Source organism: Bradyrhizobium sp. YCK136 (genome assembly GCF_044570075.1).
GTDB classification, from domain to species: Bacteria; Pseudomonadota; Alphaproteobacteria; order Rhizobiales; family Xanthobacteraceae; genus Bradyrhizobium; species Bradyrhizobium diazoefficiens.
The window spans coordinates 7,643,862-7,669,370 of sequence record NZ_CP172424.1 but is presented as its reverse complement, the minus strand read 5'-3'; the positions used below and the strand labels follow the sequence as shown (position 1 = coordinate 7,669,370).

The 25,509-nt window shown below is 66.1% G+C and carries 21 protein-coding genes; 9 read left to right on the top strand and 12 right to left on the bottom strand.

All coding sequences use genetic code 11. From position 1 onward, the window contains the following. The first annotated feature begins 27 nt into the window (after positions 1 to 27). The 4 genes from ACFLEY_RS36985 (at position 28) to ACFLEY_RS36970 (ending at position 4,438) form a co-directional block, all read left to right on the top strand. The gene (locus ACFLEY_RS36985; protein WP_060910641.1) at positions 28 to 918 is read left to right on the top strand and encodes a YgcG family protein; all 891 of its coding nucleotides are present in this window, start codon (positions 28 to 30) and stop codon (positions 916 to 918) included. A gap of 4 nt (positions 919 to 922) precedes the next feature. Then, positions 923 to 1,420: a TPM domain-containing protein gene (locus ACFLEY_RS36980; RefSeq protein ID WP_060910642.1), complete on the top strand. Its 498-nt coding sequence runs from the start codon at positions 923 to 925 to the stop codon at positions 1,418 to 1,420. 381 nt (positions 1,421 to 1,801) lie between these two features. Next, positions 1,802 to 2,809 carry a hypothetical protein gene (locus tag ACFLEY_RS36975; RefSeq protein ID WP_060910643.1) on the top strand — a complete coding sequence of 336 codons (1,008 nt, stop codon included), beginning with the start codon at positions 1,802 to 1,804 and terminating at the stop codon, positions 2,807 to 2,809. A 93-nt stretch (positions 2,810 to 2,902) separates the two neighbouring features. Then, positions 2,903 to 4,438, top strand: a complete 1,536-nt coding sequence (locus ACFLEY_RS36970) for a hypothetical protein (RefSeq protein WP_060910644.1) — start codon at positions 2,903 to 2,905, stop codon at positions 4,436 to 4,438. A 6-nt stretch (positions 4,439 to 4,444) separates the two neighbouring features. On the opposite strand, the gene ACFLEY_RS36965 is transcribed toward ACFLEY_RS36970, so the two are convergent. Together ACFLEY_RS36965 and putA are read right to left on the bottom strand one after the other, a co-directional pair. Next, a complete protein-coding gene (locus ACFLEY_RS36965) occupies positions 4,445 to 5,650 on the bottom strand; it encodes a CaiB/BaiF CoA-transferase family protein (RefSeq protein ID WP_060910645.1) in 1,206 nt (401 codons plus the stop codon). A gap of 337 nt (positions 5,651 to 5,987) precedes the next feature. Next, the gene (putA, locus tag ACFLEY_RS36960) at positions 5,988 to 8,987 is read right to left on the bottom strand and encodes a bifunctional proline dehydrogenase/L-glutamate gamma-semialdehyde dehydrogenase PutA (protein WP_060910646.1); all 3,000 of its coding nucleotides are present in this window, start codon (positions 8,985 to 8,987) and stop codon (positions 5,988 to 5,990) included. Between the two features lie 112 nt (positions 8,988 to 9,099). On the opposite strand from putA, the gene ACFLEY_RS36955 reads away from it, so the two are divergent. Further along, positions 9,100 to 9,561, top strand: a complete 462-nt coding sequence (locus ACFLEY_RS36955) for an Lrp/AsnC ligand binding domain-containing protein (protein ID WP_011089995.1) — start codon at positions 9,100 to 9,102, stop codon at positions 9,559 to 9,561. A 172-nt stretch (positions 9,562 to 9,733) separates the two neighbouring features. Here ACFLEY_RS36955 and ACFLEY_RS36950 read toward each other — a convergent pair whose 3' ends face one another. From ACFLEY_RS36950 to ACFLEY_RS36935, 4 genes are all read right to left on the bottom strand, one after another. After that, complete coding sequence (locus ACFLEY_RS36950; RefSeq protein WP_008563500.1) at positions 9,734 to 9,934, bottom strand: cold-shock protein; 201 nt, start codon at positions 9,932 to 9,934, stop codon at positions 9,734 to 9,736. A 197-nt stretch (positions 9,935 to 10,131) separates the two neighbouring features. Further along, positions 10,132 to 10,440, bottom strand: coding sequence for a sulfite:cytochrome C oxidoreductase subunit B (locus tag ACFLEY_RS36945; protein ID WP_028172935.1), 309 nt, complete (start codon positions 10,438 to 10,440; stop codon positions 10,132 to 10,134). A gap of 12 nt (positions 10,441 to 10,452) precedes the next feature. Next, positions 10,453 to 11,652: a molybdopterin-dependent oxidoreductase gene (locus tag ACFLEY_RS36940; RefSeq protein WP_060910647.1), complete on the bottom strand. Its 1,200-nt coding sequence runs from the start codon at positions 11,650 to 11,652 to the stop codon at positions 10,453 to 10,455. A 362-nt stretch (positions 11,653 to 12,014) separates the two neighbouring features. Then, the gene (locus ACFLEY_RS36935) at positions 12,015 to 13,745 is read right to left on the bottom strand and encodes an adenylate/guanylate cyclase domain-containing protein (protein ID WP_082756012.1); all 1,731 of its coding nucleotides are present in this window, start codon (positions 13,743 to 13,745) and stop codon (positions 12,015 to 12,017) included. Between the two features lie 471 nt (positions 13,746 to 14,216). Here ACFLEY_RS36935 and ACFLEY_RS36930 point away from each other — a divergent pair, with 471 nt between their 5' ends. Further along, positions 14,217 to 15,782 carry a glycosyltransferase family 39 protein gene (locus ACFLEY_RS36930; RefSeq protein ID WP_249163014.1) on the top strand — a complete coding sequence of 522 codons (1,566 nt, stop codon included), beginning with the start codon at positions 14,217 to 14,219 and terminating at the stop codon, positions 15,780 to 15,782. Between the two features lie 114 nt (positions 15,783 to 15,896). On the opposite strand, the gene ACFLEY_RS36925 is transcribed toward ACFLEY_RS36930, so the two are convergent. Both ACFLEY_RS36925 and ACFLEY_RS36920 read right to left on the bottom strand, forming a co-directional pair. Next, a complete protein-coding gene (locus tag ACFLEY_RS36925; RefSeq protein WP_060910649.1) occupies positions 15,897 to 16,931 on the bottom strand; it encodes a YcjF family protein in 1,035 nt (344 codons plus the stop codon). Next, positions 16,928 to 18,397 (bottom strand): YcjX family protein, encoded by a 1,470-nt coding sequence (locus ACFLEY_RS36920; RefSeq protein WP_060910650.1) that lies wholly within the window; start codon positions 18,395 to 18,397, stop codon positions 16,928 to 16,930. Before ACFLEY_RS36920 ends, ACFLEY_RS36925 begins: the two co-directional genes overlap by 4 nt. A 179-nt stretch (positions 18,398 to 18,576) precedes the next feature. Between ACFLEY_RS36920 and ACFLEY_RS36915 the strand changes: the two genes are divergently transcribed. Together ACFLEY_RS36915 and ACFLEY_RS36910 are read left to right on the top strand one after the other, a co-directional pair. Further along, positions 18,577 to 19,272, top strand: a complete 696-nt coding sequence (locus ACFLEY_RS36915; RefSeq protein WP_060910651.1) for a hemolysin III family protein — start codon at positions 18,577 to 18,579, stop codon at positions 19,270 to 19,272. 85 nt (positions 19,273 to 19,357) lie between these two features. Next, complete coding sequence (locus ACFLEY_RS36910; RefSeq protein WP_060910652.1) at positions 19,358 to 20,152, top strand: SDR family oxidoreductase; 795 nt, start codon at positions 19,358 to 19,360, stop codon at positions 20,150 to 20,152. Positions 20,153 to 20,291: 139 nt separating this feature from the next. Here ACFLEY_RS36910 and ACFLEY_RS36905 read toward each other — a convergent pair whose 3' ends face one another. Continuing rightward, the gene (locus tag ACFLEY_RS36905; protein WP_171901231.1) at positions 20,292 to 20,753 is read right to left on the bottom strand and encodes a MarR family winged helix-turn-helix transcriptional regulator; all 462 of its coding nucleotides are present in this window, start codon (positions 20,751 to 20,753) and stop codon (positions 20,292 to 20,294) included. Positions 20,754 to 20,828: 75 nt separating this feature from the next. Here ACFLEY_RS36905 and ACFLEY_RS36900 point away from each other — a divergent pair, with 75 nt between their 5' ends. Next, entirely contained in the window at positions 20,829 to 21,605 is a 777-nt protein-coding gene (locus tag ACFLEY_RS36900; protein ID WP_060910654.1) for an SDR family NAD(P)-dependent oxidoreductase, read from the top strand. Between the two features lie 172 nt (positions 21,606 to 21,777). Here the strand turns inward: ACFLEY_RS36900 and mdlC are convergent, their stop codons facing one another. From mdlC to ACFLEY_RS36885, 3 genes are all read right to left on the bottom strand, one after another. Beyond that, positions 21,778 to 23,400, bottom strand: a complete 1,623-nt coding sequence (gene mdlC, locus ACFLEY_RS36895) for a benzoylformate decarboxylase (protein WP_060910655.1) — start codon at positions 23,398 to 23,400, stop codon at positions 21,778 to 21,780. Between the two features lie 138 nt (positions 23,401 to 23,538). Further along, on the bottom strand, positions 23,539 to 24,390 hold the full coding sequence (locus ACFLEY_RS36890) for a MaoC family dehydratase N-terminal domain-containing protein (protein WP_211433775.1): 852 nt from the start codon (positions 24,388 to 24,390) through the stop codon (positions 23,539 to 23,541). A gap of 15 nt (positions 24,391 to 24,405) precedes the next feature. Continuing rightward, the gene (locus ACFLEY_RS36885; RefSeq protein WP_060910657.1) at positions 24,406 to 25,506 is read right to left on the bottom strand and encodes a CaiB/BaiF CoA-transferase family protein; all 1,101 of its coding nucleotides are present in this window, start codon (positions 25,504 to 25,506) and stop codon (positions 24,406 to 24,408) included. Positions 25,507 to 25,509 lie beyond the last annotated feature (3 nt).

Sequence of the window (25,509 nt, the reverse complement as noted above, 5' to 3'; positions counted from 1 at the left end):
TACTGGATCGCCCGGTCAAGCCGGGCGATGACACTGAGTGTGTGGTTCGCCTTCGCACTCCTCCTCGCCTTCGCATTCCCCGCCTTCGCCGACGTCGCGGTGCCGCAGCTCACCGGCCGCGTGGTCGACCAGACCGGCACGCTCTCCAGCGGCGACATTGCTGCGCTCACGCAAAAACTGCGCAACTTCGAGACGCGCAAAGGCAGCCAGGTCGCCGTGCTGATCGTGCCGTCCACGCAGCCGGAAACGATCGAGCAGTTCTCGATCCGGGTTGCGGAGGCCTGGAAGGTCGGCCGCAAGAAGGTCGACGATGGCGCGATCCTCGTCGTTGCCAAGAACGACCGGCATTTGCGCATCGAGGTCGGTTACGGCCTCGAAGGCGCGCTCACCGACGTCACCTCGCGGCGGATCATCGACGAGATCATCACACCGAAGTTCAGAACGGGCGATTTCAGCGGCGGCATCTCGGATGGCGTCGATCGCATGATCCGCGTCATCGACGGCGAGCCGCTGCCGGTTCCCTCGCCCAGCGTGAATTTCGGCAATCTGGACGATATCGGGCCGCTCTTCTTCGTGACGGTGTTCGCCTCGATCGGGGTCGGCGGGTTCTTCCGGGCCATGCTGGGGCGGCTGCTCGGATCATTGGTGACCGGGGGCATCATCGCAGCATTGACCTGGCTCATTCTCGGTTCTTTCGGGCTTGCCATGGTGCTCGGCGTCGCCGGCTTCATCATCGGATTCATCGCCGATGTGGTTTCCGCGATGGGACCAAGTACGGGGTCGTCGCGTCGGGGCTCGTGGTCGAGCGGATCCTCGGGAGGCGGCTGGAGCAGCGGATCGTCGGGCAGCAGCGACAGCGGCAGCTTCAGCGGCGGTGGTGGCAGTTTTGGCGGCGGCGGCGCCTCGGGGAGCTGGTAGCGGCATGAGCATCAAGCGCATTGCCAGACATCTGGTGCAGCATCATTGGCGGGCAAAGCGGATTTTTCCGCCAAAGGTGCTCACCCGCATCGAGCAGGCGATCAAGCAGGGTGAGACCACCCATTCCGGCCAGGTCCGCTTCGTCGTCGAAGGCGCGCTCGACGGCGGCCCCCTGTTCCGCAACCAGCCGGCGCGCGAGCGTGCGCTCGACGTGTTCTCGCATTTGCGCATCTGGGACACCGCGCACAACAATGGCGTCCTCATCTATCTCCTGCTCGCCGATCGCGACGTCGAGATCATCGCCGACCGCGGCATCGACGCGAAGGTGGGGGCGGCGGGCTGGGAGACCATCTGCCGCGCGATGGAGGCGGAGTTCAGGTCCGGCCAGTTCGAGCGCGGCGTGATCGAAGGCATCGCAGCCGTGTCGCGCGAGCTGGCAAAGCATTTTCCTCCGCAGGGCCCGCATCGCAACGAGCTGCCGGATGCGCCGGTGACGATGTGAGCGCCTGCCAGTAATCCGCACGCCGTCATTGCGAGCGTAGCGTAGCAATCCAGAGTCTTTCCGCGGTGGCAGTCTGGATTGCTTCGCGCGCCCAACTCTCTCACCGTACCCCCGCGCAACCGCGAAGCGGTTGTCGCTCGAGGCGGCCGCTTCTTCGGCTGTCCTCGAAGGGCGGCGGCCCGACCGTTGCCCTGCCGTTCATCTTCCCCCGGTTACAAATTGTTTCACGCCCGCCACACCGGTTCCACTTTCCCGGCCAAATTCGGCCCCTGATGACTTCCTAAAATTTCGGTAAGCGGGTCCGAAGGTAAGGATTTCGCAAGCAATGAAAGTTACCAAAAGGTCAATCCAGAGTGGAGTATTTGAGCCGTGAGCGAACCAATGGCTGAGCAGGCTGCCCAAGAGACCGGCGAACAGACGAGCGTCGAAGCCGCCGCGACCGCGCCGCAGGCCGTTGAGGCCGCCGCCGGCATCGACGCCCCCTCGATCGCGCCCGACCACGAGGCGCCGCCCAAGCCTGATCCAGTCACGCCGGACGCCCCCAGGGTCGAGCCGCCCAGGATCGAAGCCTCGAGGATCGAGGTGCCGAAGTTCAGCGCCACGCCGCAGGCTGAATCCAGGCCCGAGCCGAAGCCCGGCAAGCTCATCGTCATGCCCCCCTCGGATCGCGCCTGGGACCGCGAGGATTTCGCCCCCCACGTGAAGGCGGACGAGCCGCGCGAGGCCGGCGGCAAGCGTCGCCTGTCGGCGATGGCCGCGGTGGTGGCGATTGCCGCCAGCGTCGGCGCGATCAGCGGCGCGCTCGCGACCGCCGGCATGATGCACTTTGCAGCTCCGGTTCCGGCGCCAGCGCAGGTCGCCGACACCAGTGCGCTCGATGCCTCCGTCGCACGGATCGATGCCGACCTCGTCGCGCTCAAGGCGAATGTCGAGCACACCTCCAAGACCGGTCTCAACCAGTTCAACCGGGCCAACGACCGTCTCGACAAGCTCGAGAAGGCGCAGGCCGAGCCGATGGCCAGGATCGCAAAACTGTCCGAGACCGTGGACAAGCTCCGTGCCACGCCGCCCGCAGCCCCCGCGCAGGCTGCCGCCGCACCCGCCAGGGAGACCACCGGCTCGATCGCGCCGACCCAGGTTGCGACCGCTGCCGCCGCACCGGCTCCGGTGCCCGCCGCGCCCAAGACCGAGGTCGGCCGGCTCCCGACGATCGAGGGCTGGGTCCTGCGCGACGTCGCCAATGGCGGCGCGCTGATCGAGGGCAGGGGCGGCCTTTACGAGGTTTATGCCGGCGATCCCATTCCCGGCGTTGGCCGCGTCGATGCGATCCGCCGCCAGGACGGCCGCTGGGTGGTTGTCACCAGCAAGGGCCTGATCGTCGCGCGCTAAGCTGTCGGAATTCAACTTTCGAAGAGGCGCTTCACCACCATGTGAAGCGCCTTTTTGCTTGAATAGGGGTCCTTGCGCGGTGTTACTGAAGGCATGAGCCGCGTGTTGCGAATTCTCCTTGCTGTCGTCGTGCTTCTTGGTGGCGCCATGTCGCTATCGGCAGCGGAGAATGCACAACTGGCGCGCGGCACGGCGATCACCGATCCCGATGTCCTGCGCAGGCTCGACCAGAACGATGCGCTCACGATCTCGCGCCTGCTATGGCCGGAGCGCAACGCGAACTTTCCGCTCACGAGCGATCTGCTGTTCTCCTCGATGCCGCAGCTTGCGCCAATTCCGCCGGCAATCGACGCGGAGTTCGATCGCTACATCGCGGGACACAAGGCGGCATGGCCGAGCGAGACCATCGGCGTCGGCGAAGGCTTTGACGTGCAGCTGTTCGATCGGGCCGCGCTGAAATCCCCCAACACGCGTTTCGTGCTGGCCGGCATCGTCAACCGCATGGACCGCGCCTATGTGGCGGAGGATTCCTGCGGCGAAATCCGCCTGATCTATCGGCTCACCCGTTTCGACGCCGCACCGGACGGGAGCAAGACTGCGACGCGCCTGCCGATGACGTTCAACCTGGTGCTGAAGGCGCGCGATGCCCGCCAGATCGCCTCGAACGGCAAGCCGGTCACCTGCGCCGAGGTCGCGCGGCGCTGGCTCGACAATGGCGACTGGCAGGGGCTGATCGGCGGCAGCTTCTATCCTTACGATGCCATGCTCGATCGCATCGAGACCAACATCCAGGTCTCGATCGCGCCGAAATCGGCGCTGCACGACTTCCGCTCGGACTATTTGCTCAAGGTGTTCAAGTACGACGCCGCGACGAAGACGTTCGAGGAATCGACGCTGGAGAACCAGATCGATCGCGACCGGATTTTTGCGGACAATGATCTCCGGCGCGACTTCAAGGAGTGGCTGCTCGCGCCCGACCATCTGCGCGAGTTCGATCGCGGCACGGTGCTGATCCCCGAGAAGTTTTTGGCCAAGGCCGCGGTGGTGCCGACACCGGCCGGCCTCGATGCCTCCGCGTTGCAGCCGGAGTTCGGCATGATGCAAGGCGAGGGCAAGGACAATCCCGTCTTCACGGACAGCGATGTGGTTAGCGCGTTGAAGCAAGCGACCGCGCGCGGTGACATGCAGAACATCCGCTCGGTCGCGGGCTTCCAGCGCCGTCTCAACGACGTCACTTGCGCCGGCTGTCACCAGACCCGCGGCATCGGCGGCTTCCATTTTCCGGGCGTGGATTGGCTGGCGGACAAGCCGTCAAACTCCACCATCGTGCCGGCCTCGCCGCATTTCCTTGGCGACCAGCTTCGCCGCCGCGACATCCTGACCGCGTTCGCGGCAGGCAAGCGACCTGATTTCTCTCGGGGATTTGCCAGCCGCCCGCAGGCCCGCGGCAGCCAGGAACTGGCCGGCACCGAATATCAGGACGGCTGGGGGGCACATTGTTCCATGCAAGATGCGGGATCGGGAACGCTCGACAAGAGTTTTACGTCATGGAGCTGTGCCAAAGGTCTGACCTGTCAGGCTGCCGCGGCCTCGCGCCGCATCGGCATGTGCTTCATCAAGACGCGCTAGCGCGTCCTACCCCACCGCCCCGTTTGATCGCAGCTGCTTGATCGCTGCCTCGTCGTATCCCGCTCCGCGCAAAATCTCGTCACTGTGCTCGCCGACGCCGGGCGGCTTGCGCGGCTGCACCTTCTTGGTGCCGTCGACCCAGATCGGGCTGGAGATGGTGAGCATGGTGTCGTTCTCGAACGGCACCAGCACCTCGTTGTCCAGCATCTGCTTGTCGTTCGGGATGTCGTCCAGAATGCCGACGATGCCGAACACGAGGCCGTTGCCGTCGAGGATCTTGCGCCATTCGGCAAGGTCCTTGGTGGCGAAAGTCTCGTCGAAAATCTTGATCAGCTCGACCGAGCGGGCGTGGCGGTCGGGCTTGGTGGCAAAACGTGGATCGGTGATCAGGTCTTCGCGGCCAAGGCACTTGGCCAGCGTCGGAAACTGCTTCTCCTCGCTCAGCAGCGACAGGATCAGCCAGCGGCCGTCCTTGCATTGGTAGTGGTTGGCGACCGCATTCAGCGCGCGCTCGCGCGGGCGCCGCTCGCCGAACTTGGCGCCGCAGAGTTTTGCCTGCGCCAGCACGCTCGCCGCCCACACCCCGTTCGCCATCAGGTTGGAAGCCACATGCGAGCCCTTGCCGGTCTTGTCGCGCTGATAGAGCGCGGTGACGATCGCGCCGTACAACGCCATGGCGCAGGGGTGGTCGCCCATGCCGGCGACGGAGCGGGCCGGCGTCGTATCGGTATCGGCGCGGACGAGGTCCATCAGGCCGGAACGCGCCCAATAGGCGTTGCTGTCGAAGCCGGGCTTGTTGGCTTCCTCGCCCTTCTCGCCATAGCCGGTGAACGAGGCGTAGATCAGCCGGTCGTTGAGATGGGCGAGGTGGTCATAGGTGATGCCGAGCTTGGTGCGCACCGGCGGCGGCATGTTGGTGATGAAGACGTCGGTCTCTTCGACGAGCTTGTAGAGCACCGCCCGCGCCTCCGGCTTGGAGAGGTCGAGCGCGAGACTCTTCTTGTTGCGGGCCTCCAGCAGCCAGGCGAAATTGTGCTCGCCGGTCGGGTAGCCCGGCAGGTTGGGCAGGTTGCGGTAGGGGTCGCCGGCGCCGGGCGGCTCGATCTTGATGACGTCGGCACCGAAATCCGACAGCACGGTCGCGGCCGCGGGCGCTGCGATGAAGCTCGCGCAGTCCAGAACCTTCAGCCCCGCAAAAATGCCCTTGTCCATCGCGGCGTTGCTCCCTCGCTCTTGTTGTTTCCCGCGCGCTGGAATTGGCGCGGGCCGGATCAAGTCTGCATTAGACCGATGTTTCGGCGGGATGCAACGGCGTCGGGCGCAGGGCTCGCTGCGGCCTACGGCGCGTGTCCGTCACGGATCCTGAGTTTATTCCCGTCACCCTGAGGTGGCCGCTTCTTCAGTGGCCCTCGAAGGGCGACGGCCGGGCTGCATCCCGGCCATTCATCCTTCGAGGCTCCTGGCGCGATGCTTGGCATCGCGCCACTCGCGCCTCAGGATGACGGAACTGCTTTTGTGCGTGTTGTGAGGGGCGGTTTCAGAAGCGACCTTACTCCTCCCCAGCCAGCAACGCAGCATTGCCGCCGGCCGCAGCCGTGTTGATGGTTACGGTCTGCTCGGTGGCAAAGCGCGCGAGGTAGTGCGGGCCGCCGGCCTTCGGGCCGGTTCCGGACAGGCCGTTGCCGCCGAACGGCTGCACGCCGACCACGGCGCCGATCATGTTGCGGTTGACGTAGATGTTGCCGACCTGGACGCGGTCGATGATCGCCTCGATGCTGTCGTCGATGCGGGAGTGGACGCCGAGCGTGAGCCCGTAGCCGGTGCGCTCGATCGCCTGCAACACGCGTTCGAGGTTCTCGGGCCGATAGCGCACGACATGCAGGATCGGGCCGAACACTTCCTCGGTGAGCTGGCCGGCCTCCGTGAGCTCGAAGATGTGCGGCGCGACGAAGCAGCCCTCCGGCGCGGGACCGGCAAAGTGCAGCTGCGCCTCCGTCTTCATCCGCGCGATATGCGCATCGAGGCGCTGCTTGGCCTCGACGTCGATCACCGGCCCGACATGGGTTGCGACGTCGCTGGGGTCGCCGATCTTCAGTTCGCGTGCCGCGCCCGCGATCATCTCGATCATGCGGTCGGCGACGTCCTCCTGCACGAACAGCAGCCGCAGCGCCGAGCAGCGCTGGCCGGCGGAACGAAACGCCGAAGTCACGACGTCGTCGGCGACCTGCTCCGGCAGCGCGGTGGCATCTGCGATCATGGCGTTGATGCCGCCGGTCTCCGCGATCAGCGGCACGATTGGTCCGTCCTTGGCCGCGAGCGTCCGGTTGATGCTGCGGGCGACCTCGGTCGAGCCGGTGAAGACGACGCCGGCGATATCGGGATGCGCGGTCAGCGCGGCGCCGATGCGGCCGTCGCCGGTGACGAGATGCAGCGCGCTCTCGGGGATGCCGGCCTCGTGCAGCAGGGCTACGGCCTCGCGCGCGATGCGCGGCGTCTGCTCGGCGGGTTTTGCGACAACGCTGTTGCCGGCCATCAGCGCCGCCGTGACTTGGCCGAGGAAGATCGCCAGCGGGAAATTCCACGGCGAGATCGCCACGAAGACGCCGCGGCTACGCATCGCGAGCGCATTGCTCTCGCCGGTCGGGCCTGGCATCGCCGTCTCGCTGCCGAACAGCTTGCGGCCCTGCGCGGCATAGTAGCGGCAGAAGTCGGCGGCCTCGCGCAGCTCCGAGAGCGCATCGTCGAGCGTCTTGCCGCCCTCGCGCTGCAATAGCGCGATGAAATGGGCGCTACGGCTCTCCAACAGGTGCGCGGCCTGCTCCAGCGCCGCCGCGCGTGTGCCCGCGGGCGTCCGGCTCCAGCCGGCGAAACCCGCGCGCGCTGCGGCCACCGCTGCATTGGCCTGGTCCGGCGTTGCATCGGCGATCGGCTTGAGGTCGGCTGTCTCGGCCTTGACGTCGGCCAGCAATTGGTCGAGCGCGGTGCGCGCGCCGAATTCGACGCCGCGCGAATTGCGCCGCTCCGGCGCGAACAGATCGCAGGGGAGCGGAATCCTGGGATGGGCCGCCGCCTGCGGCCGGACGATCGCATCCGCCGGACGCTGCAACAGCGCCGGGACCGGGACGCGGTAATCGGCCGCCTGCGCCACGAAGGAGGAGTTGGCACCGTTCTCCAGCAGTCGCCGCACCAGATAGGCGAGCAGGTCGCGATGGCTGCCGACCGGGGCGTAGGTGCGGTAGGCGATGTCTGCGTGATCCTTGGCGAGCTGCTCGTAGAGCGCCTCGCCCATGCCGTGCAGGCGCTGGAATTCGAAGCCGCTGCTGCCCTCGGCCATTTCCAGCACGGTCGCGACCGTCAGCGCGTTGTGGGTGGCGAATTGCGGGAAGATGCGTGGCCGCAATCCGAGCAGCTTTTGCGCGCAGGCAACGTAGTTCAGATCCGTCATCGCCTTGCGCGTGAACACGGGATAGCCGTCGAGCCCGCGCTCCTGCGCGCGCTTGATCTCGGTGTCCCAATAGGCGCCCTTGACCAGCCGCACCATCAGCTTGCGGTCATGGGCGCGGGCGAGCGCGTCGACATAGTCGATCACTGCGCTGGCGCGCTTCTGATAGGCCTGGATCGCGAGCCCAAAACCGTCCCAGCCCTTGAGCGAGGGATCGACCAGCGTTGCCGCGATCACGTCGAGCGACAGCTCCAGCCGGTCCGCCTCTTCGGCGTCGACGGTGAAGTTGAGATCATGGGTCTTGGCGCGCTGCGCCAGATCGAGCAGCTGCGGCACCAGCTCGACCATCACGCGCGCGCGGCTGATCGCCTCGAAGCGCGGATGCAGCGCCGAGAGCTTGACGGAGATGCCGGGCCGGTCGGGCAGGGCATGGTTGCCGGCCGCCTTGCCGATCGTCTCGATCGCGCTGGCATAGGCGTCGAAATAGCGCCTGGCGTCCGCCGCGGTGCGCGCGCCTTCGCCGAGCATGTCGAAGGAGTAGCGCGTCTTCTGGCCAGAGCGCGGCTTACCCCGCTCCAGCGCCTGCTCGATGGTCTCACCCAGCACGAAATGATTGCCCATCAGCCGCATCGCCTGGCGCGTGGCGGTGCGCACCGCCGGCGCGCCGAGCCGCTTCACCAGCCGGCCGATGGTGCCGTCGGGCGTCTCGCCGGGCTGGATCACCCGCGCCGACAGGCCGAGCGCCCAGGCCGAGGCGTTGACCAGGAAGGCGGTGGACTTGGTCTCGTGATGGATGAAGTCGCCCTCGCCGAGCTTGTCCTCGATGAACTGGTCGGCGGTGCGCGCGTCCGGCACGCGCAGCAGCGCCTCCGCCAGCACCATCAGTGCGAGGCCTTCCTTGGTCGAGAGCGCGAACTCCCGCAGCATGTCCTCGACCCCGCCAAGCCGGTCGTCGCGCTTGCGGATCGCCTCGATCAGCCGTGTCGCGGTGCGGTCGATCCGCGCCTCCTGCGGCGGGCTGAGATGTGACGCCGGCAACAGGCGCGCGGCGATCTCGGCATCATCGGGCGCGTAGGGGGCGGTGAAGGGAGGCGGGATGTTCGGCATGGCGTGTCCTGGCTCAAATCCAGGATAAGGCCCGCGTTACCGGAGTTCGATAGACAAGTTAGTCGATTTGCCTTACAAAATGAAGATAGATGCCACTATAGCCAGATAAAATATGGAACTTGATCGGTTAGACCGGAGAATCCTCTCGATTTTGCAGGAGGATGGGCGAATCGCCAATGTCGAGCTCGCCGAACGCATCGGCTTGTCGCCGACATCGATCGGCGAGCGGCTGAAGCGCTTGCAGCGCGAGGGCTTTGTCGAAGGCTACGGCGCGCGACTCAATCCGCACCGGCTCGGCCTCGGGCTTCTGGTGTTCGTCGAGGTGCTGCTCGACAAGACCACGCCGGACAATTTCGAGCGCTTTGCGCGCGCGGTGAAACTCGCGCCTGAAGTCCTGGAGTGTCACATGGTCGCCGGCGGCTTCGACTATCTTGTGAAGGCGCGGCTTGCGGACATGACGGCGTATCGGCGTTTCCTCGGCGAGACCCTGCTGTCGATGCCGGGCGTGCGCGAGACGCGGACCTACGCGGTGATGGAGGAGATCAAGCGCGACGCACCGTTGCCGGTGGGCTAGGGAAGTGCCGTCGCGATTGTCATTGCCGTGGCGTTGAATGAGCGGTCTTCGCGGGAAAAATAGCTATCCGTGTGCAGTCGCAACGCCCGTCGTCGAATGCACTGGCCGTCTTCTAAATTTTCTTGGCCTCGCTCCCGGATTTGATCCGGGAGGCAGCGAAACGCTGGCGGGCTTATACTTTGAGGTTTTCTGCGGAGGTCTTGCCCCGGTTTGCGATCTCTTCGTATTCAACCGTCTGTCCCTCGTTGAGGGTCGACAGACCGGCTTTCTGCACTGCCGAGATATGCACGAACACATCCTTGCCACCCGACGCAGGCTGGATAAATCCATAACCCTTCGTCGGGTTGAACCACTTGACCGTACCTTTAGCCATCACGACTTCTCCGCGGGTCTTCCTCCGAGATCTCGAACCGCCAGTCCCCGCCAACCGGCCGGTTCGGTCCTAACAGGATACGCGGATTGTGGCAGGCTTGGTAGCTCAAACCACATCAGCCTTTTGCCGAATTCCGCTCAACTTCGCGGCGTTTTTGCCGGTTTTGCCCGTTTCGCGGTCAATTGGCCCGCACTCCGTCAATACGTCGCGGCTAGGTAATCGACGATCTTGCCGACATCCGCATCGTCGATCGGCGCGCCATAGACCTTGATCATCTTGGTCACCTCGGCCTGCCAGAAGCCCTTCTTGTCCTTCATTGGCGGCTGCGTGTTGATGTAGTCGGCCGAGTGGCAGGCGCTGCAATTGCCTTGCACGACCTCGAGATTGGGGCCGGGCTTGAAGGCGGCGACCTCGTCCGGCAGCTGGTAATTGACGGGCGCCGCAGTCGCGGCAGTGATGCCGGCGGCGAGAGCGAGCGAGATGGCGAGGAGAACGGTGCGCTGCATGATCATGCTCCCTCAGGCCACGCTGACGCGGACGGTTTCGACGACGTTGCGCAAATAACCCGCCGGGTTCCAGCGCGGCTGATCCGGTTGGGTCTCGCCGCCGTTGCCGGTGGCGCGGACCTTGAGCTCAACGGTGCCGGCCGCGAGCTTCACCGGCAGCTTCCATTCGCGGAACGAGTATTTGCCGAGATCCTTGCCGAGCTTCACGCTCGTCCAGGTCTTGCCGCCGTCGGTGGAGACCGCGACGTCCTTGATGCCCTTGCCGCCGTCGAAGGCGATGCCGCGCAGTGTCGTAGCTCCCGCCTTCAGCTTGGCGCCGTCAGGCACGCTGGTGATGAAGGAGCGGATGGTGAAGCGGTTGATCGGGATCGTCGCCTTCGGCGTGGTGCCGGGCTCGATTGCATTATTCGGGGTATCAGGAATGCGATAGGCCGACTTCATCCAGAAGCCGTCATAGACATTGTCGATGACGGTGATCTCGTTGAGGTGCTTGACCCAGTAGGTGCCGTAATAGCCGGGCACGATCAGGCGCAGCGGGAAGCCGTTGAGGAACGGCAGGTCCTCGCCGTTCATGCCGTAGGCCAGCATCACCTCGCCGTCGCTGGCGTGATCGATGTCGAGCGCCTTGACGAAGTCAGGCGTCTTGTCGCTGGCCGGGCCGTCCATGCCGTTGAACGTGACCTGCTTGGCGCCGGCCTGCACGCCGGCCATATCGAGCACGGTCTTCAGCGGCACGCCGCGCCAGCGTGCATTCCCCATCGCGCCGTTGGCGAGCTGGCCGCCGGCGACACGCGGCTCGAAGAAGCCGCGGCTGTTGCCGGAGCACTGGTTGACGGCGACGATCTCGGTCGCCTTCATTTTGCGGATGTCCTTGAGCGACAGCTTGAGCGGCTTGTCGACCTTGCCCTTGATCTCGAGCGTGAACTTGTCGGGGTCGAGATTGTAGGGCAGGTCCGAGAGATGATAGCGCACGAAGAATGCGTTGTTCGGCGTGATCGGGCCGTCGTTGAACACCGCGAACGGGGTCTCGAGTTGCGGCGGCCGGCTGGTCAGGCCGATCATCGGCCGCTTCTGCGGATATTTCACCAGCGGCCGTTCGCCGTTGGCGAAGGGCAGGGTGACGGTGTCCAGCGCCAGCGCTTTGGTTGAATTCAGTGTGGCCGCCATGGCGGCAAGCCCCGCTCCCTTGAGCAGGTCGCGTCGATCGAACATCTGGTCCCCTCCCGGAGCTTTTCGTTGGCTCGCGGTCATCACCGCGATCCTGCATTCATCTGTCGCAACGATGCCGATGAAGTCAATTCGTGCTTTCGCAGCAGGCCCATGCCGCTGCGTTGCAGCAAGCCGGTGTTGCGTTCGTAATGAGAGTCGAGCTGTCGCCGCGACGGTGGTGCGCTCCACCTCTCCCGCTTGCGGGAGAGGTCGCGCCGAAGGCGCGGGTGAGGGCTCTTTCCTCTAGGGGACTGTCCCGTTGCGGAGACACCCTCTCCCCAACCGGACTGTCCCGTTGCGGAGACACCCTCTTCCCAACCCTCTCCCGCAAGCGGGAGAGGGAGCGCACCGCGCTCGTTGTTGTCTTACGCCGCCACCCGCGCGCCGCGATCGACCAGCATCTCCAGCTCCCTGGCGTCCGCAACCACGCGCACGGCCATCGGCTCGTCGCGGCCGCGGATCGCGACCTCCTGCTGCGGCAGCGCGTCGTCGGCGAGGCCCGCGGTGCGGCGGACCTCCTCCGAGACGATGGCCTCGCAGGCCAGCGTCTTGGTCATATCCTGGAGGCGGGCGGCGACGTTGACGGCGTCGCCCAGCGCCGTGAACACGATGTGATCGCGATAGCCGATGTCGCCGATGATGACCTCGCCGCCGTGAATGCCGATGCCGAAGCGGATCGGCTGGCGCAGATCGTGGCTCAGGAGCTCGTTGAGCTCGTCGATATGCGTGGCGATGCCTGCGGCGGCTTTCAGCGCCTGCCGGCAGGCCTCTTGCGGATCGGCTGACAGCCCGAACAGCGCCAGCATGCCGTCGCCGACGAACTGGTTCGGCTGGCCGCCGTTCTCGACCACGGCCTGCGAGACCGCGCCGAGGAAGCGGTTGACGATGAAGACGGTGTCGAACGGCAGCCGCTTTTCGGCGAGCTGCGTCGAGCCGCGCATGTCCACGAACAGGCTGACGAGATAGCGCTCCTGGCCGATCCTGGCGGGCGTCGAGGCCTGCCCGCTCGCTGAGAGCGTATGCGCCGTGAAGAGCTGGAAGAAGGAGAGATCCGACGTCGGCCGCAGCTGGCAGGCGAGGCGGATCGAAGGGTCGGTGGCACCGACACGGGTGAGCACGAAGGCCTCGCGCTGTGACGGCTCGGGCAGGGCGCCATGATCGCCGATGATGCGGATGCGGCAGGTCGAGCAGCGGGCGCGGCCGCCGCAGACGCTGGCATGCGGCACATTGTGGCGCAGGCTCGCTTCCAGCACGGAGAGGCCCTTGGGGACCCGCACGGTCTTGCCGTTGCCGTAAGACAGCGCGATCATGCCGCCGCGCCGCTCGCGCAAGGCGCGCACGCCGCGCGCGGCCAGCGCCAGTCCGAGCAGGCCGACATAGCCGATGGTGAGGCCGCCGGTGATGCGGTCGAGCGTGTCGGCTTCCGCGACCGTGCCGACCTGGCGGCGGGTGAGGTTGTGCGTGCGCCATTCCCCGTCGTCGGCTTCGATCGCGACGCTGCGGCCGCCCTGATAGACGCCGAGCAGCGCCAGCGTCGGGATCAGCACCGCGGCCGCGAGCAGATAGGGCGCGGCGCGCGTGAAGAACGGCTTGAGGCGGAGCCAGAAATAAATGCCGATGCAACCGTGGATCCAGGCGATGATCAGCAGGATCGTCATGGTCCAGATGCGGTTCGACGCGACGAAGAACAGGTAGAGTTCCTGCGGATAGAGTTTTTGGTGTCCGTACAGCGTCTGGCCGAGCCGCACACCGATCACATGCGCCATGACCAGGGCGGGGATGCTTAAGCCCAGCACGAGCTGGAGCGGCTCGATCGTTCGCCAGCGGAACTGCCGCCGCTGATACAGCGCATAGATGCCGAGCCCCATATGGGTGAGCGCGGCGGCGTAGAACACGATCGCGACCGGCAGGAACTGCCAGAATGCGGTGTGGTAGTAGACCCCGACCTCCATGGCATCGACCGAGACGTTGCCGAGCGCATGGTTGAGGAAATGCCTGATCACATAGGAGAACAGGATGACGCCGCAGACAAGCCGCACCTGCCGCACGCTGGTCGCGCGGACGAGTTCGGGCATGTGGACAGGAGCGGTGGCCATGATTCGGTTGTATCAGTTCATGAAGGAGAACAGCCAGCCTAGCGTTTAATTCCAGCGGTGGACAGTTTTCGGGATCACATGCGCGGCAAGGTTACGAAACCGTAGGGTGGGCAAAGGCGCGCTGCCGCGGTCAGCCTCCGCTGTCCCCGGACAAGCGCGCCCACAGGCGCGCGCCGATCCGGGACCCCCCGCGAGCGCTTGCGCTCGTCGCGATACCACAGGGAGTAGTTGCGGGCAGGCTGGTAACTCCGAGTCGTCGCCAAACCCCTCCCTGTGGGTATGGGTCCCGGATCTGCACTCGCTTCGCTCGTTGGTCCGGGACGACAGCAGATGGCGGCAATATCCCCCACATTGACTCCCCCTCCCAAGTCGGGGAAAAGCGCGGCCGTGACGATCGCTCCCGACATCTCCGCGAAGCCAGACGGCGCCGAACGCCGTCTCATCCTTGCTGCCGTGCTCGTCATCGCCGCGATGACGCTGCTGCGCATCGTCTACGCTTCCGCGATCGAGCTGCGCACCGACGAGGCCTATTACTGGACCTGGTCGAAGGAGGCGGCGCTCAGCTTCCTCGATCATCCCCCTGGCATCGCCTGGCTCATCCGTTTCGGCACCGCGATCTTCGGTGACACTGCGCTCGGCGTTCGTTTCGGCGGCATCGTCGCGATGCTGGTGACGCAACTCCTGCTCGCCGACATCGTCCGCCGCCTCACCCATGATGCGCGTGCGGTCGTGTTGGCGGTGCTGATGCCGGAGGCTGCGCTCTACTACGGCCTCTTGATGGCCAAGGTCGCACCTGACGTTGCCATGATCCCGTTCGCGGTCGCGATGATCTGGTCGCTGGTGCGGCTGGCGCAGAGCGATGACGGACGCTGGTGGCTGGCAGCGGGGCTGTTCGCCGGGCTGGCGATGCTGTCGAAATTCACCGTGATCATGTTCGCGCCGGCGGTGGCCGCTTTTCTTCTCGTGCCGGATTGGCGCTGGCGCTGGCTGCGCAGTCCCTACCCTTATCTGGCCGTGCTGGTTGCGATCGCCGTGTTCTCGCCGGTGCTGATCTGGAATGCGCAGCACGACTGGGCCTCGTTCCGGTTCCAGGGCGTGCGCGCCACCGCCAATTACGGCATCTCGCTCCGCACCGTCGGTGACTACATCGGCCTGCAATTCGGTCTCGTCGGCTTCGTCATGTTCCCGGTGGTACTGTCGGGCCTCGTCATCACGGCATGGCGCGGCTATCGCACGCGCGAGCCGGTCGCGATCCTGCTGTCCACCGCGGTGCTGGTGCCGTTCCTCTATTTCCTCGCGAAATCGCTGACGCTCCGGGTCGGCGACACCTGGCCGATGTTCATGTGGCCGGTCGGCTTCGCGGCTGCGGCGGTGAACCTCGCCGTGCTGCCGCGTGAAAAATGGTCGGCGCGGATGATCCGGTCGAGCATGTTCTGGGCGAATACGGCGATCGTCTCGGGCATCGCCTTCGTCGTCATCGTGTTCCTCTACTACGTCGCCGCGCCCTGGAATTTCCTCGGCAAGATCGATCCGATCGGCGCCGAAGCCGGCTACGAGCAGGTTGCAGCGCGCGCGCAGGCTGCGCTGGACGAGACCGGCGCGACCTGGATCGCGACCACGGACTACCGCACCTATGCCATGATGCGCTGGCTGTTCAGGGGCCGCGTGCCCGTCATCGAGATCAACGAGCGCGGCCGCTTCCAGGATTTCCGCGATCCCGGCATGGACCGGATCAAGGGCCGCGCCGGCATCTATGTCGGGCGCGAGCCCGACAACCGTTTATCGCTGTGGGAGAACATCCCCGCGAAGCGCGAGCAGCTCGGTCGGGTCGAACGCCGCTGGCGCAGTGTTCTGACCGATACCTACGTGCTTGAAAAGCTCACCGGCTGGACCCCGGAGCTGTCCCCGCCGAAGGATTCGCCGCTGTTCCAGTGGCGGGTGCTGGCTTTCCTCTCCCTCTCCCCGCTCTTGTCCGCCGAAGCCTTGGCGAAGGCCGATGCGCGACGAGCTTCGCTCGCGCTGAGAGGGTTGGGGTGAGGGGGAGTCTCCGCGGGGGAGGTGACAGTTGGACTCGCGGAGAGTCCCTCTCACCCGGATCGCATCTGGCGATGCGCTCCGGCCTCTCCCCGCAAGCGGGGAGAGGCGAAGAAGCTACTCCTCCTCGTCCTCTTTCTTCCGCAGCAGATCCGTCGCGAGATCCGACAGCTTCGGCGGCGGCAGCGCCGCGAAGGGCAGCGGGCGTGTCACCTCGATCGCGGCCAATCCGAGCCGCGCCGTCAACAATCCGTTGAGCACGCCTTCGCCCAGCCGCTGCGACAGCTTCGCTGCAATCCCGTGGCCCAGCATCTGCTGCACCAGGCTGTCGCTCGCGGCCATGCCGCCGGTGATGGCGAGATGGGCGATGACGTGGCGGAGCAGGCGGATCATGCCGAGCGCGCCGGGCCGTCCGCCATAGAGGTACGCAAGCTGGCGGATCAGACGCAGCGCGGCGACGAACACGAACATCACGTCGATCGCCGCGCGGGGCGAAACGGCCGTGACGATCGAGACCTTTTGCGCGGCTGACGACACCAGCCGTCGCGCCTCCGCATCCAGCGGCGACATCAATTCACGCTCGGCGAGGCGGATCATGTCGGCGCCGTCGATGATCTCGCCGGTGTGGCTCTCCAGCGTGGCGCGGGCGCGTGCGAGCTGCGGATTCTGGTGCGCGATCTTCAGGAGGTCCTGCACGATGACGCGGCTCTCCTTGCGGTCGTCGCTGGCAAGGACTGCGGCTGCGCGCTGATGCAGTTTCTCGATCGTCGCGAGGCGCGCCAGTCCATACGCCTCGCGCCCGATCACCACCGCGAGCGCAAGCGCGGTGACGAATGCGAAGGCGAGCCCGACGAAGCCGAGGCTTTCGCTGCGCGCAAACAAATCCTCGATCAGATGAACCACGCCGAGCCCGACGCCGAGCAGCGTCAGCCCGGCAAGGCCGGACCAGAACAGCGCGCCCCAGGGGAGGCCGCGTCGTGCGGGCAGCACGGCTTCAATCGGCACCGGCAAGGTCGCTGGATCGTGCTCCGGCGTGATCTGGATGGTGCCGCGGCCGAGCCGCGCCGCCGTCTCGTCGGCTTCGGTGACGACGACGCCGGGATCGTCGAGCCGGAACGTCGCCGGCCGCCGCGGCGGGGATCGCTCGTTCATGAGAGCTTGTCTCCGATCAGGAACTGCAATGCACGGTCGAGGCGGATGTGTGGCAGCGCCGGCTCGCCGTCACCCTCGCGCGCGAGCTTTGGCGGGCGGAAGCGCAGGAAGCGGAAGTCGCTCTTCTCGGCGGCCTCGGTCGAGAGGCCGCGGAAGGCATCCGTGCCGTTGAACAGCGGCTCGGGATCCAGGGGCAGGTCGCCGGGAAAAGTCGCAACCTCCGTGTTGCCGTCGAAGAACTCGCCGCCGGCGCTTTCGCCCGCCGCCGGTGTTCCCAGGATCGACGGCAATTTGTCGCGGCCGTGGGCGACCTGCGCCTCGCGCGTGGCGCGCACCGCGGCGAGCGCCACCACGTCGATCTGCGCGCCGGTATTTTCCGCGCGCGCCACCGCCTGCGTCACGGCGCGGCGGAGCACGGCCTCGAGACGGTCGTGGCTGGAATGATGCAGGTGGTCCGCCTTGGTCGCCGCGAACAGGATGCGGTCGATGCGCGGCCGAAACAGGCTGGTGAGGAAAGTGCTGCGGCCGATGTTGAAGCAGTCGAGAATGCCGGCGAGCGCGGCTTCGAGATCGTGCAGCGCCTCGGGTCCGGAGTTGAACGCGGCGAGCGCATCGGCCAGCACGATCTGGCGATCGAGGCGCGCAAAGTGATCGCGGAAGAAAGGACGCACCACGACGTCCTTGTAGGCTTCGAAGCGGCGCACCATCATCGCCCACAGCGAGCCGTCCGGCGCCTGGCCGCCGACGGGCACGTCGAGCGGCGCGAAGGTCAGCGCCGGGGAGCCTGCGAGATTGCCGGGCATCAGGAAGCGGCCGGGCGGCAGCAGGCTCATGGCAAAGCGTTCTTCGCGGCACGCGCGCAAATAATCGGTGAAGAGCTTTGCGGCTGTCAGCGTCGCCTGCTCGTCCTCGCGCGCGTCAGGCTTGAGCGTTGCAAGATGCGCGTGCCAGTCGGCGGCAAGATGAGCGCGTGGCGCCTCGCGCGAGAGCGCAAGACTCTCCGCCGACCATTGCTCGTAGCTCTTTTGCAGCAGCGGCAGGTCGAGCAGCCACTCGCCGGGATAGTCGACGATATCGAGTGTCAGGGTGCGATCGGCGCCGTTGTGGCGCTGGTAGTCGACGACGAGGCGAAGCTCGCTGATGTCGACGGTCGAATTCGGCCAGTGCCGTTCCTCGACCAGCGCGCGCAGATGGGTCTCATAGGCAAAGCGCGGCACGGCATCGTCCGGCTGCGGCGCGAGATGCGCCCGCGCGATCCGGCCCGAGGCATAGGCTTCGAATACCGGAAACCGGCCGCCGCGCGTCAGCCCATGGATCAGCGCGGTGATGAACACCGTCTTGCCGGCCCGCGACAGGCCGGTGACCCCGAGCCGCACCGTCGGATTGAAGAAGTGCTCGCCATAGTCGATCAGCGCCCGGGCCGACAGGCGCGCCTCTTCGACCATATCCTGGAAACTGAATGCCATGTGAACGTTAGGGGATCTCGGCGGGCAGAAAAGTGAAGCTGTTCACAAAGGTGGCAATTGCATGAGGAAAATCAAGCTTCATACTTCCACCGCCTTTGTCGGTAAATCAGCCGTTTGAACGACGCGCCGATCCCGAAAGACCCATACAACAAGGGCATTGTCTTGCCTTGCGGATTGCCATGCCCGTCTTCCAATTGAAACAGTTTGCATCCACCTCCGTCCATGCTGCAGCCGACGCGATGGGCTGGAACTACGACCAGGCCGAGCTGATCGCCGACGGGATCATCCATGCGGTTGGTGTGTTCTCCGGTACCGTCGCCGCGACCGTTCTGGTGGTGCTTGCGGTGCTTTATGCCGACGCCACCGACATCGTCGGGGTCTCGATCTATGTCGCCGGCCTGCTCTCGATGCTGGTGCTGTCGGCGACCTATAATCTCTGGCCGGTCTCGCCGGTCAAATGGCTGCTGCGGCGCTTCGACCATTCGGCGATCTATCTCCTGATCGCCGCGACCTACACGCCGTTCATCCTGGAGCTGAAAGCCAGCGTCTTCGCGCTGGCGCTGCTCGTCTGCGTCTGGTGGGTGGCGATCGTCGGTATCGTGCTGAAGCTGCGCTATCCCGGCCGGTTCGACCGCGTCGCGGTCGGTATCTACCTCGCGATGGGCTGGAGCGGCGTGATGCTCTACGACGCCGTGGTCAAGGCGCTGCCCGCGCTGGTGCTCGGCTTCATCCTTGCGGGCGGGCTGCTCTACAGCTTCGGCGTGATCTTCCATGCCTGGCGGCGGCTGCGCTTCCAGAATGCGATCTGGCACGGCTTTGTCTTGGCCGGTGCGGCGTGCCATTATACCGCGGTGCTCGACCTCGTGTTGAGCTGAGCAGGACCCGCGACGCGGAATAAGCCAAGCGGTATAAGAGCGGTATAAGACAAGCGAAGCGCTATAAGAAAAGAGGAGACGTCGCATGCAGGTGACCGGCAAGGTCGTGGTCGTCACGGGCGGCGCAAATGGCATCGGCAAGGCGCTGTGCGAGGCGTTTCACAAGGCGGGCGCAGCCAAGGTCGTCGTCGCGGACATGGACGCCGCCAATGCCAGGGCCGTCGCTGCCATGGTTGATGGTGCAGCCTTCAGATGCGACGTCGCGCAGGAAAAGGAGATCGCCCACGTCATCGAGGAGACCGAGCGGCAGTTCGGCCCGATCGAATTGTTCTGCTCCAATGCCGGTATCGGCGGCGGTTTCGATCCCATGTCGGTCAATGCCGGCGGCGCCTCCGACGAGCCTTGGCAGCGGAGCTGGGCGATCCACGTCATGGCGCATGTCTACGCGGCCCGGCATCTGGTCCCGCGGATGAAGGCGCGGGGCGGCGGCTATTTCCTCAACACCATCTCGGCCGCGGGCCTGCTGTCGCAGGTCGGCAGCCCCGCCTATTCCACCACCAAGCACGCCGCGGTCGGCTTTGCCGAGAACCTCGCGATCTCGCACAAGGCCGACAACATCAAGGTCTCGATCCTCTGCCCGCAGGGCGTCGACACCAACATGCTGCGCTCGATCCCGAAGGGCCCGCAATCCGGCGACGGCGATCTCACGCCCGAGCAGGTCGCAAGTGACGTGCTCGCGGGCCTGGCGCAGGAAACCTTCCTGATCCTGCCGCACCCCCAGGTGCTCGACTACATGCGCAAGAAGACCGAGAACTACGACCGCTGGATCGGCGGCATGGCGAAGATCCAGGCGAAGATGCGGGAAGAGTTCGGGAAATAGGGAAGGTGTTTCCAAAGTTGACGCTGTCATGCCCCGCGCAGGCGGGGCATCCAGTACGCCGCGGCCTGTCGGTTCAATCACGACCGTCTCGGAGTACTGGATCGCCCGGTCAAGCCGGGCGATGACACCGAGAGTGTAGCTACGCTGCCGTCTCCGCCTCGTCCTCCACCCGGCTCTGCCGCAACGCCCGGGCATAGAGCATCATGCCCTCGTGCACCGTGCGCTGCTCGGCCTCCGTCAATGCCGCCAGTGCGCCGCGCACCTGCTGCCGTCCGAATTCATGCAGCGCCTCCAGCGTGCGCCGGCCCTTGGCCGTCAGCGACAGCAGCTTGCTGCGTGCGTCTAGCTCGTCAGGCGTCTCCTTCAGCTCCCCGCAATCGATCAGCTTGCGCACCAGGCGGCTGACGCTGGATTTTTCCAGCCGCAGGAAATCGCCGAGCTCGCCCGAGGTCATCGGCCCGCGGATGCCGATCTCCAGAATGGTATGCACGGCTGAGGGCGGATAGTCCGACGCCGCCACCGTCGCATCCATGAAGCCGAGCTCGCGCACCATCAGGCGCGAGGCGGCGCGGATGTCGTCGATCAGAGAAAGCCCGGCCATCTTGACTCCCGGCATATAGTTGTATCATACAACTATATGCGTGCAGCGGCGCCCGCAAGTGTTTTGGAGTGGCCCATGAGCGGAACTTTGCCGGCTGGTCAGCGGATGAGGGGCAGGGTCTGCCTGGTGACGGGCGGCGGCAGCGGCATCGGCCGCGCCACCGCGCTACGGATGGCGTCCGAAGGCGCGGAAGCGCTCATCATTGCGGGCCGGCGCGAAGCCGAGATCGAGGCGACCGCCGCTGCGTGCCGCGAGATCGGCGCGGCCGCGATCGCGCTCAAGACCGACATCACGCGCGAGGACGACGTCGCGCGCCTCGTCGGAACCGCCGTCGAGCGTTGCGGCCGGCTCGATGTTGCCTTCAACAATGCCGGCTTCCAGGAGCGCCGCGCGCCGCTGGAAGAGCAGGGCACGGAGATCTACGACAGCGTGTTCGACACCAATGTCCGCGCGCTGTTCCTGTGCCTGCGCCATCAATTGCCGGCGATGCTGGCGCAAGGCCGCGGCAGCATCGTCGTCAATGCCTCCGTCAGCGGTGTGCGCAATCCCAATCCCGGCTTCTCGCTCTATTCGGCCTCGAAAGCCGCGGCGATCTCGCTGACGCGCTCAGCCGCCATGGAGAACGCCCCGCGCGGCATCCGCATCAACGCCATTGCCCCCTGCCGGGTCGTCACCGACATGATGCTGCGTGCCGGCGTCGGCGACGTCGCGACGGTAGCCGCAGGCCTGCCGTTGCGGCGGATGGGCAGCCCGGAGGAGGTCGCCGAAGCGGTGGTGTGGTTGTCGTCGGACGCGTCGTCCTACGTGGTCGGCCACGTGCTGGCCGCGGACGGAGGATTTCTGGCGTCGTAGTTTCGGGCGGTGGTGCGGCACATTCCGCCGTCGTCCTGGCGAAAGCCAGGACCCATTACCCCAGGGCGCAGTTGTGGCGCGAGATTGTCATTACCAACCTTCGCCAAATATCCGGCGGTGGTAATGAGTCCTGGCTTTCGCCAGGACGACGATGTGGATGTGGCGTGCCTCCCTAATGCTTCTGCCCGTACAGCACCGGCACCGCCGAATCCACGACCACCTCGACGAGCCTCGTGCCCTCGTGCGCCATCCCGCGCTTCAGCGCCTCGCCGAGCTCTGCCGCCCTGCTCACCCGCACCGCGTGGCAGCCCATGCCCTCCGCAAGCCGTACGAAATCGATCCCCGGCAGCTCCAGCCCGGGCACGTTCCTCACCTGCATCACTTGGCTGAACGAGCGCATCGCGCCGTAGCCGGAATTGTTGATGACGACGACGGTCAGCGGCAGCTTGCGTTGCGCGGCGGTCCACAGCGCCTGGATCGAATACATCGCCGAGCCGTCGCCGATCAGGCACACGGTGCGGCTCTTCGGCTTGCCGAGCGCCATGCCGACCGCGGCCGGCAGCGAGTAGCCGAGGCCGCCGCTCGACATGGTGTAAAAACTGTCCTGGCCGCGCATCGGCATGAACTTCTGCATCGCGGGCCGGTGCGAGGGCACTTCCTCGACCAGCGATGCGCCGTCGGGCATCGCCTGCGACAGAGAGTGCAGCAGGAATTCGACCGGCAGCGGATCGGCGGCCTGCGGCGCCGGCGGCAGCGTGCGGCCTTTGGGCGTCGCCCGTTTGCTCTCCGGCAGCAGGTCGAGCAGCAGGCTCAGCGCCGGCTTCATCGTGGCGACGATGCTGGTGCCGACCGGCGTAACCGCCGCCGCATCGGGATCGTCCGTGATCTGGAAGATTGTCGCGCCGCCGTCGAAGATTGCGGCATGCCCTTCGACATGGAAGGTGAACACGGGGGCGCCGACCACGACGACGAGATCGTGCTCACGCAGCGCGTCGGAGAGTTGCGCCGGCGAGGCATGGAGGAAGCCCGCGAACTGCGGATGACGCTCGGGGAACGAGCATCGCGCCGAGAACGGGCTGACCCAGACGCTCGCCTTGGCTCTCTCGGCGACGCGTACCATCAGATCGACCGCGCCGGCGCGGTCGACGCCGGGGCCGACGACGAGGGCAGGGTGTTTTGCTGAACCGAACGCCGAGACCAGCGCCTTCATCGCCTCCGGCTCGGGTCCGATCTCGCGGCTGACCTTGCGCGCCTCGACCGGCGCCGTGGCATGCGTCCAGTCGTCGATCGGGATCGAGACGAAGGTCGGCCCGCAGGGCGGCTGCATCGCGGTGTAATAGGCGCGCGCGATTGCGGCCGGCACGTCCTCGGGCCGCGCCGGCTCGACGCTGTACTTCACGTATGGCCGCGGAAACTCCGACGCGCGCTCGGCATAGAGGAACGCCTGCAAGGGGAGGATCGAGCGCGCCTGCTGGCCCGCGGTGATCACCAGCGGGGTCTGGTTGCGATGCGCGGTATAGATGTTGCCGAGCGCGTTGCCAACGCCGGCCGCCGAATGCAAATTGACGAAGCCGGCATTGCGCGTCGCCTGCGCGTAGCCGTCGGCCATGCCGACCGCGGAGGCTTCCTGGAGCGCCAGCACGTAGTCGATGTCGTCGGGCCAGTCGCTGAGGAACGGCAGCTCGGTCGAGCCGGGATTGCCGAACACCCTGTCGATGCCGAAGGAGCGCAGCAGGTCGAGCGTGGCCTGCTTGACGGTGACGGACTTGCTGCCGGTCTTGCCGTTCTTGGACATGGTTTCCGTTCCCGCGTGCCTATTGTTTGGCTCGTCATTCCGGGGCGCGAAGCGAACCCGGAATCTCGAGATTCTCAGGTGCGCAATTGCGCACTATAGTTCGGTCCTGCGGACCGCCCCGGAATGACGGTATATCTATCACCACACCGCCGTGCCCTTCATCGTCGGCTGCCCCTCCGCGTTCGCGGTCCACAGCTCCATGCTCTCGCCGCTGTCATTGGCATTGACGGAGAACTCCGTGCCCTCGAACAGCGGCTGAAGCCCGCGATAGGTAAACTTCTTCGGCGCCTTGCCGCCCCGCAATTTCGCCGCCATCTCGATGATGAGCGCCGCCTGCAGCGGGCCGTGGAAGATCAGGCCCGGATAGCCTTCGACCTTGGTGACGTAGTCGCGGTCGTAATGGATACGGTGGCCGTTGAAGGTCAGCGCGGAATAGCGGAACAGCAGCACGGGATCGGAGACGTGGGTCTCGCGATGCTGCGCCTTCGGCGGCGGAGGCGGGGCCAGGGCGCCAGCGGGCGCGCCGCTCGTCATCTCGCGATAGACGATGTCCTGCCGCTCGCGGATGGCGACGCCGCGCGGCGAGGTCACGGTGTGCTCGACCGCGACGAAGCACAGCGTGCCGGTCGAGCCGGTCTTCACCGTGACGTCGGCGATGCGCGAGGTCCGCGTCGATTCATCGCCGACGCACAGCGGCTGCAGGAACTCGATCTCGCCGCCGGCCCACATCCGGCGCGGCAGCGGCACCGGCGGCAGGAAGCCGCCGCGGGTGGGGTGGCCGTCGGGGCCGAGCATCGACATCGGAAACACCGGCTGCGCCAGGCACCAGTGCACCGTGAACGGTGCGGCATCGCCCTTTTTGGGCTCGCCGACCTCCTGGAACAGCGTCGCGCGCAAGCCCATGACGAGCTGCGCGGTGACGATGTCGGTGGCCTCCGTGCTGCGGCCGATCCATTGCCGCAAGTGATCGATGTCGAGCTTCCCGGTCATGATGCCTCGCTCTTGTTATTTCTTGGATGGACGTTCGCCGATGCCAGGCACGGCACCATAGCTGCGCGTTTCGCCGACGATGATCGGCGCCGGTGCGGGATAGCTGACGCGGCCGTTCGGCGTGTCCACCTCGATGCGGCGCAGATGCGGGTGGTTGGTGAGGTCGGCCATGGTGTTGACCTCGGCAAAGGCGATGTCGGCATCCGACAGCCGCTTCAGCAGTTCGTCGCGCGTCATCTTGCCGAAGATGTCGGCGACGGTCTTGTCGGTGAAATCGCGGTTGCGCACGCGCTCCACCATGTTGGCGACGCGCGGATCGGCCGGCAGGTCCGGCTGGTCAAGCACCTTCACGCAGAGCGTCTTCCACTCGCGCTCGCTCTGGATCGAGATCAGGATGTCCTTGCCGTCCTTCGAGGTGAACACGCCATAGGGCGCAATCGAGGGATGGCGCAGGCCCATGCGCTTCGGCGGATTGCCGGCCTCGGAGTTGAGCAGCGGCACGGTGCACCAGTCGGCCATGACGTCGAACATGGAGATGCGAATGTCTGCGCCCTTGCCGGTGCGCCCGCGCGCGATCAGCGCCTCCAGGATCGCCGCATGCGCGGTGGCGCCGGTCGCGACGTCGACGATGGACATGCCGACGCGCGAGGCGCCATCAGGGTTGCCGGTGATGGAGGCAAGCCCGCTCTCGGCCTGGATCAAGAGGTCATAGGCCTTGCGGTGCGCGTAGGGACCCTCGTCGCCATAGCCGGTGATCGTGCACGAGATCAGCTTCGGATAGTCCTTCAAGAGCCGCTCGCGCGAGAAGCCGAGCTTGTCCATCGAGCCCGGCTTGAGGTTCTGGATCAGCACGTCGGCGCTCGCGATCAGCTTCTCCAGTTCGGCGCAGCCTTCCTTGGTGGCGAGATCGACCACCGCCGACTGCTTGCCGCGGTTAAGCCAGACGAAATAGCTGCTCTGGCCCTTGGCCGCCGCATCATAGCCGCGGGCGAAATCGCCTTCCGGCCGCTCGATCTTGATCACCTCCGCGCCGGCATCCGCCAGGCGCGAGGAGCAGAACGGCGCCGCCACCGCCTGCTCGACCGCAATCACCCTGATCCCGTCAAGTGCTCCCATGAT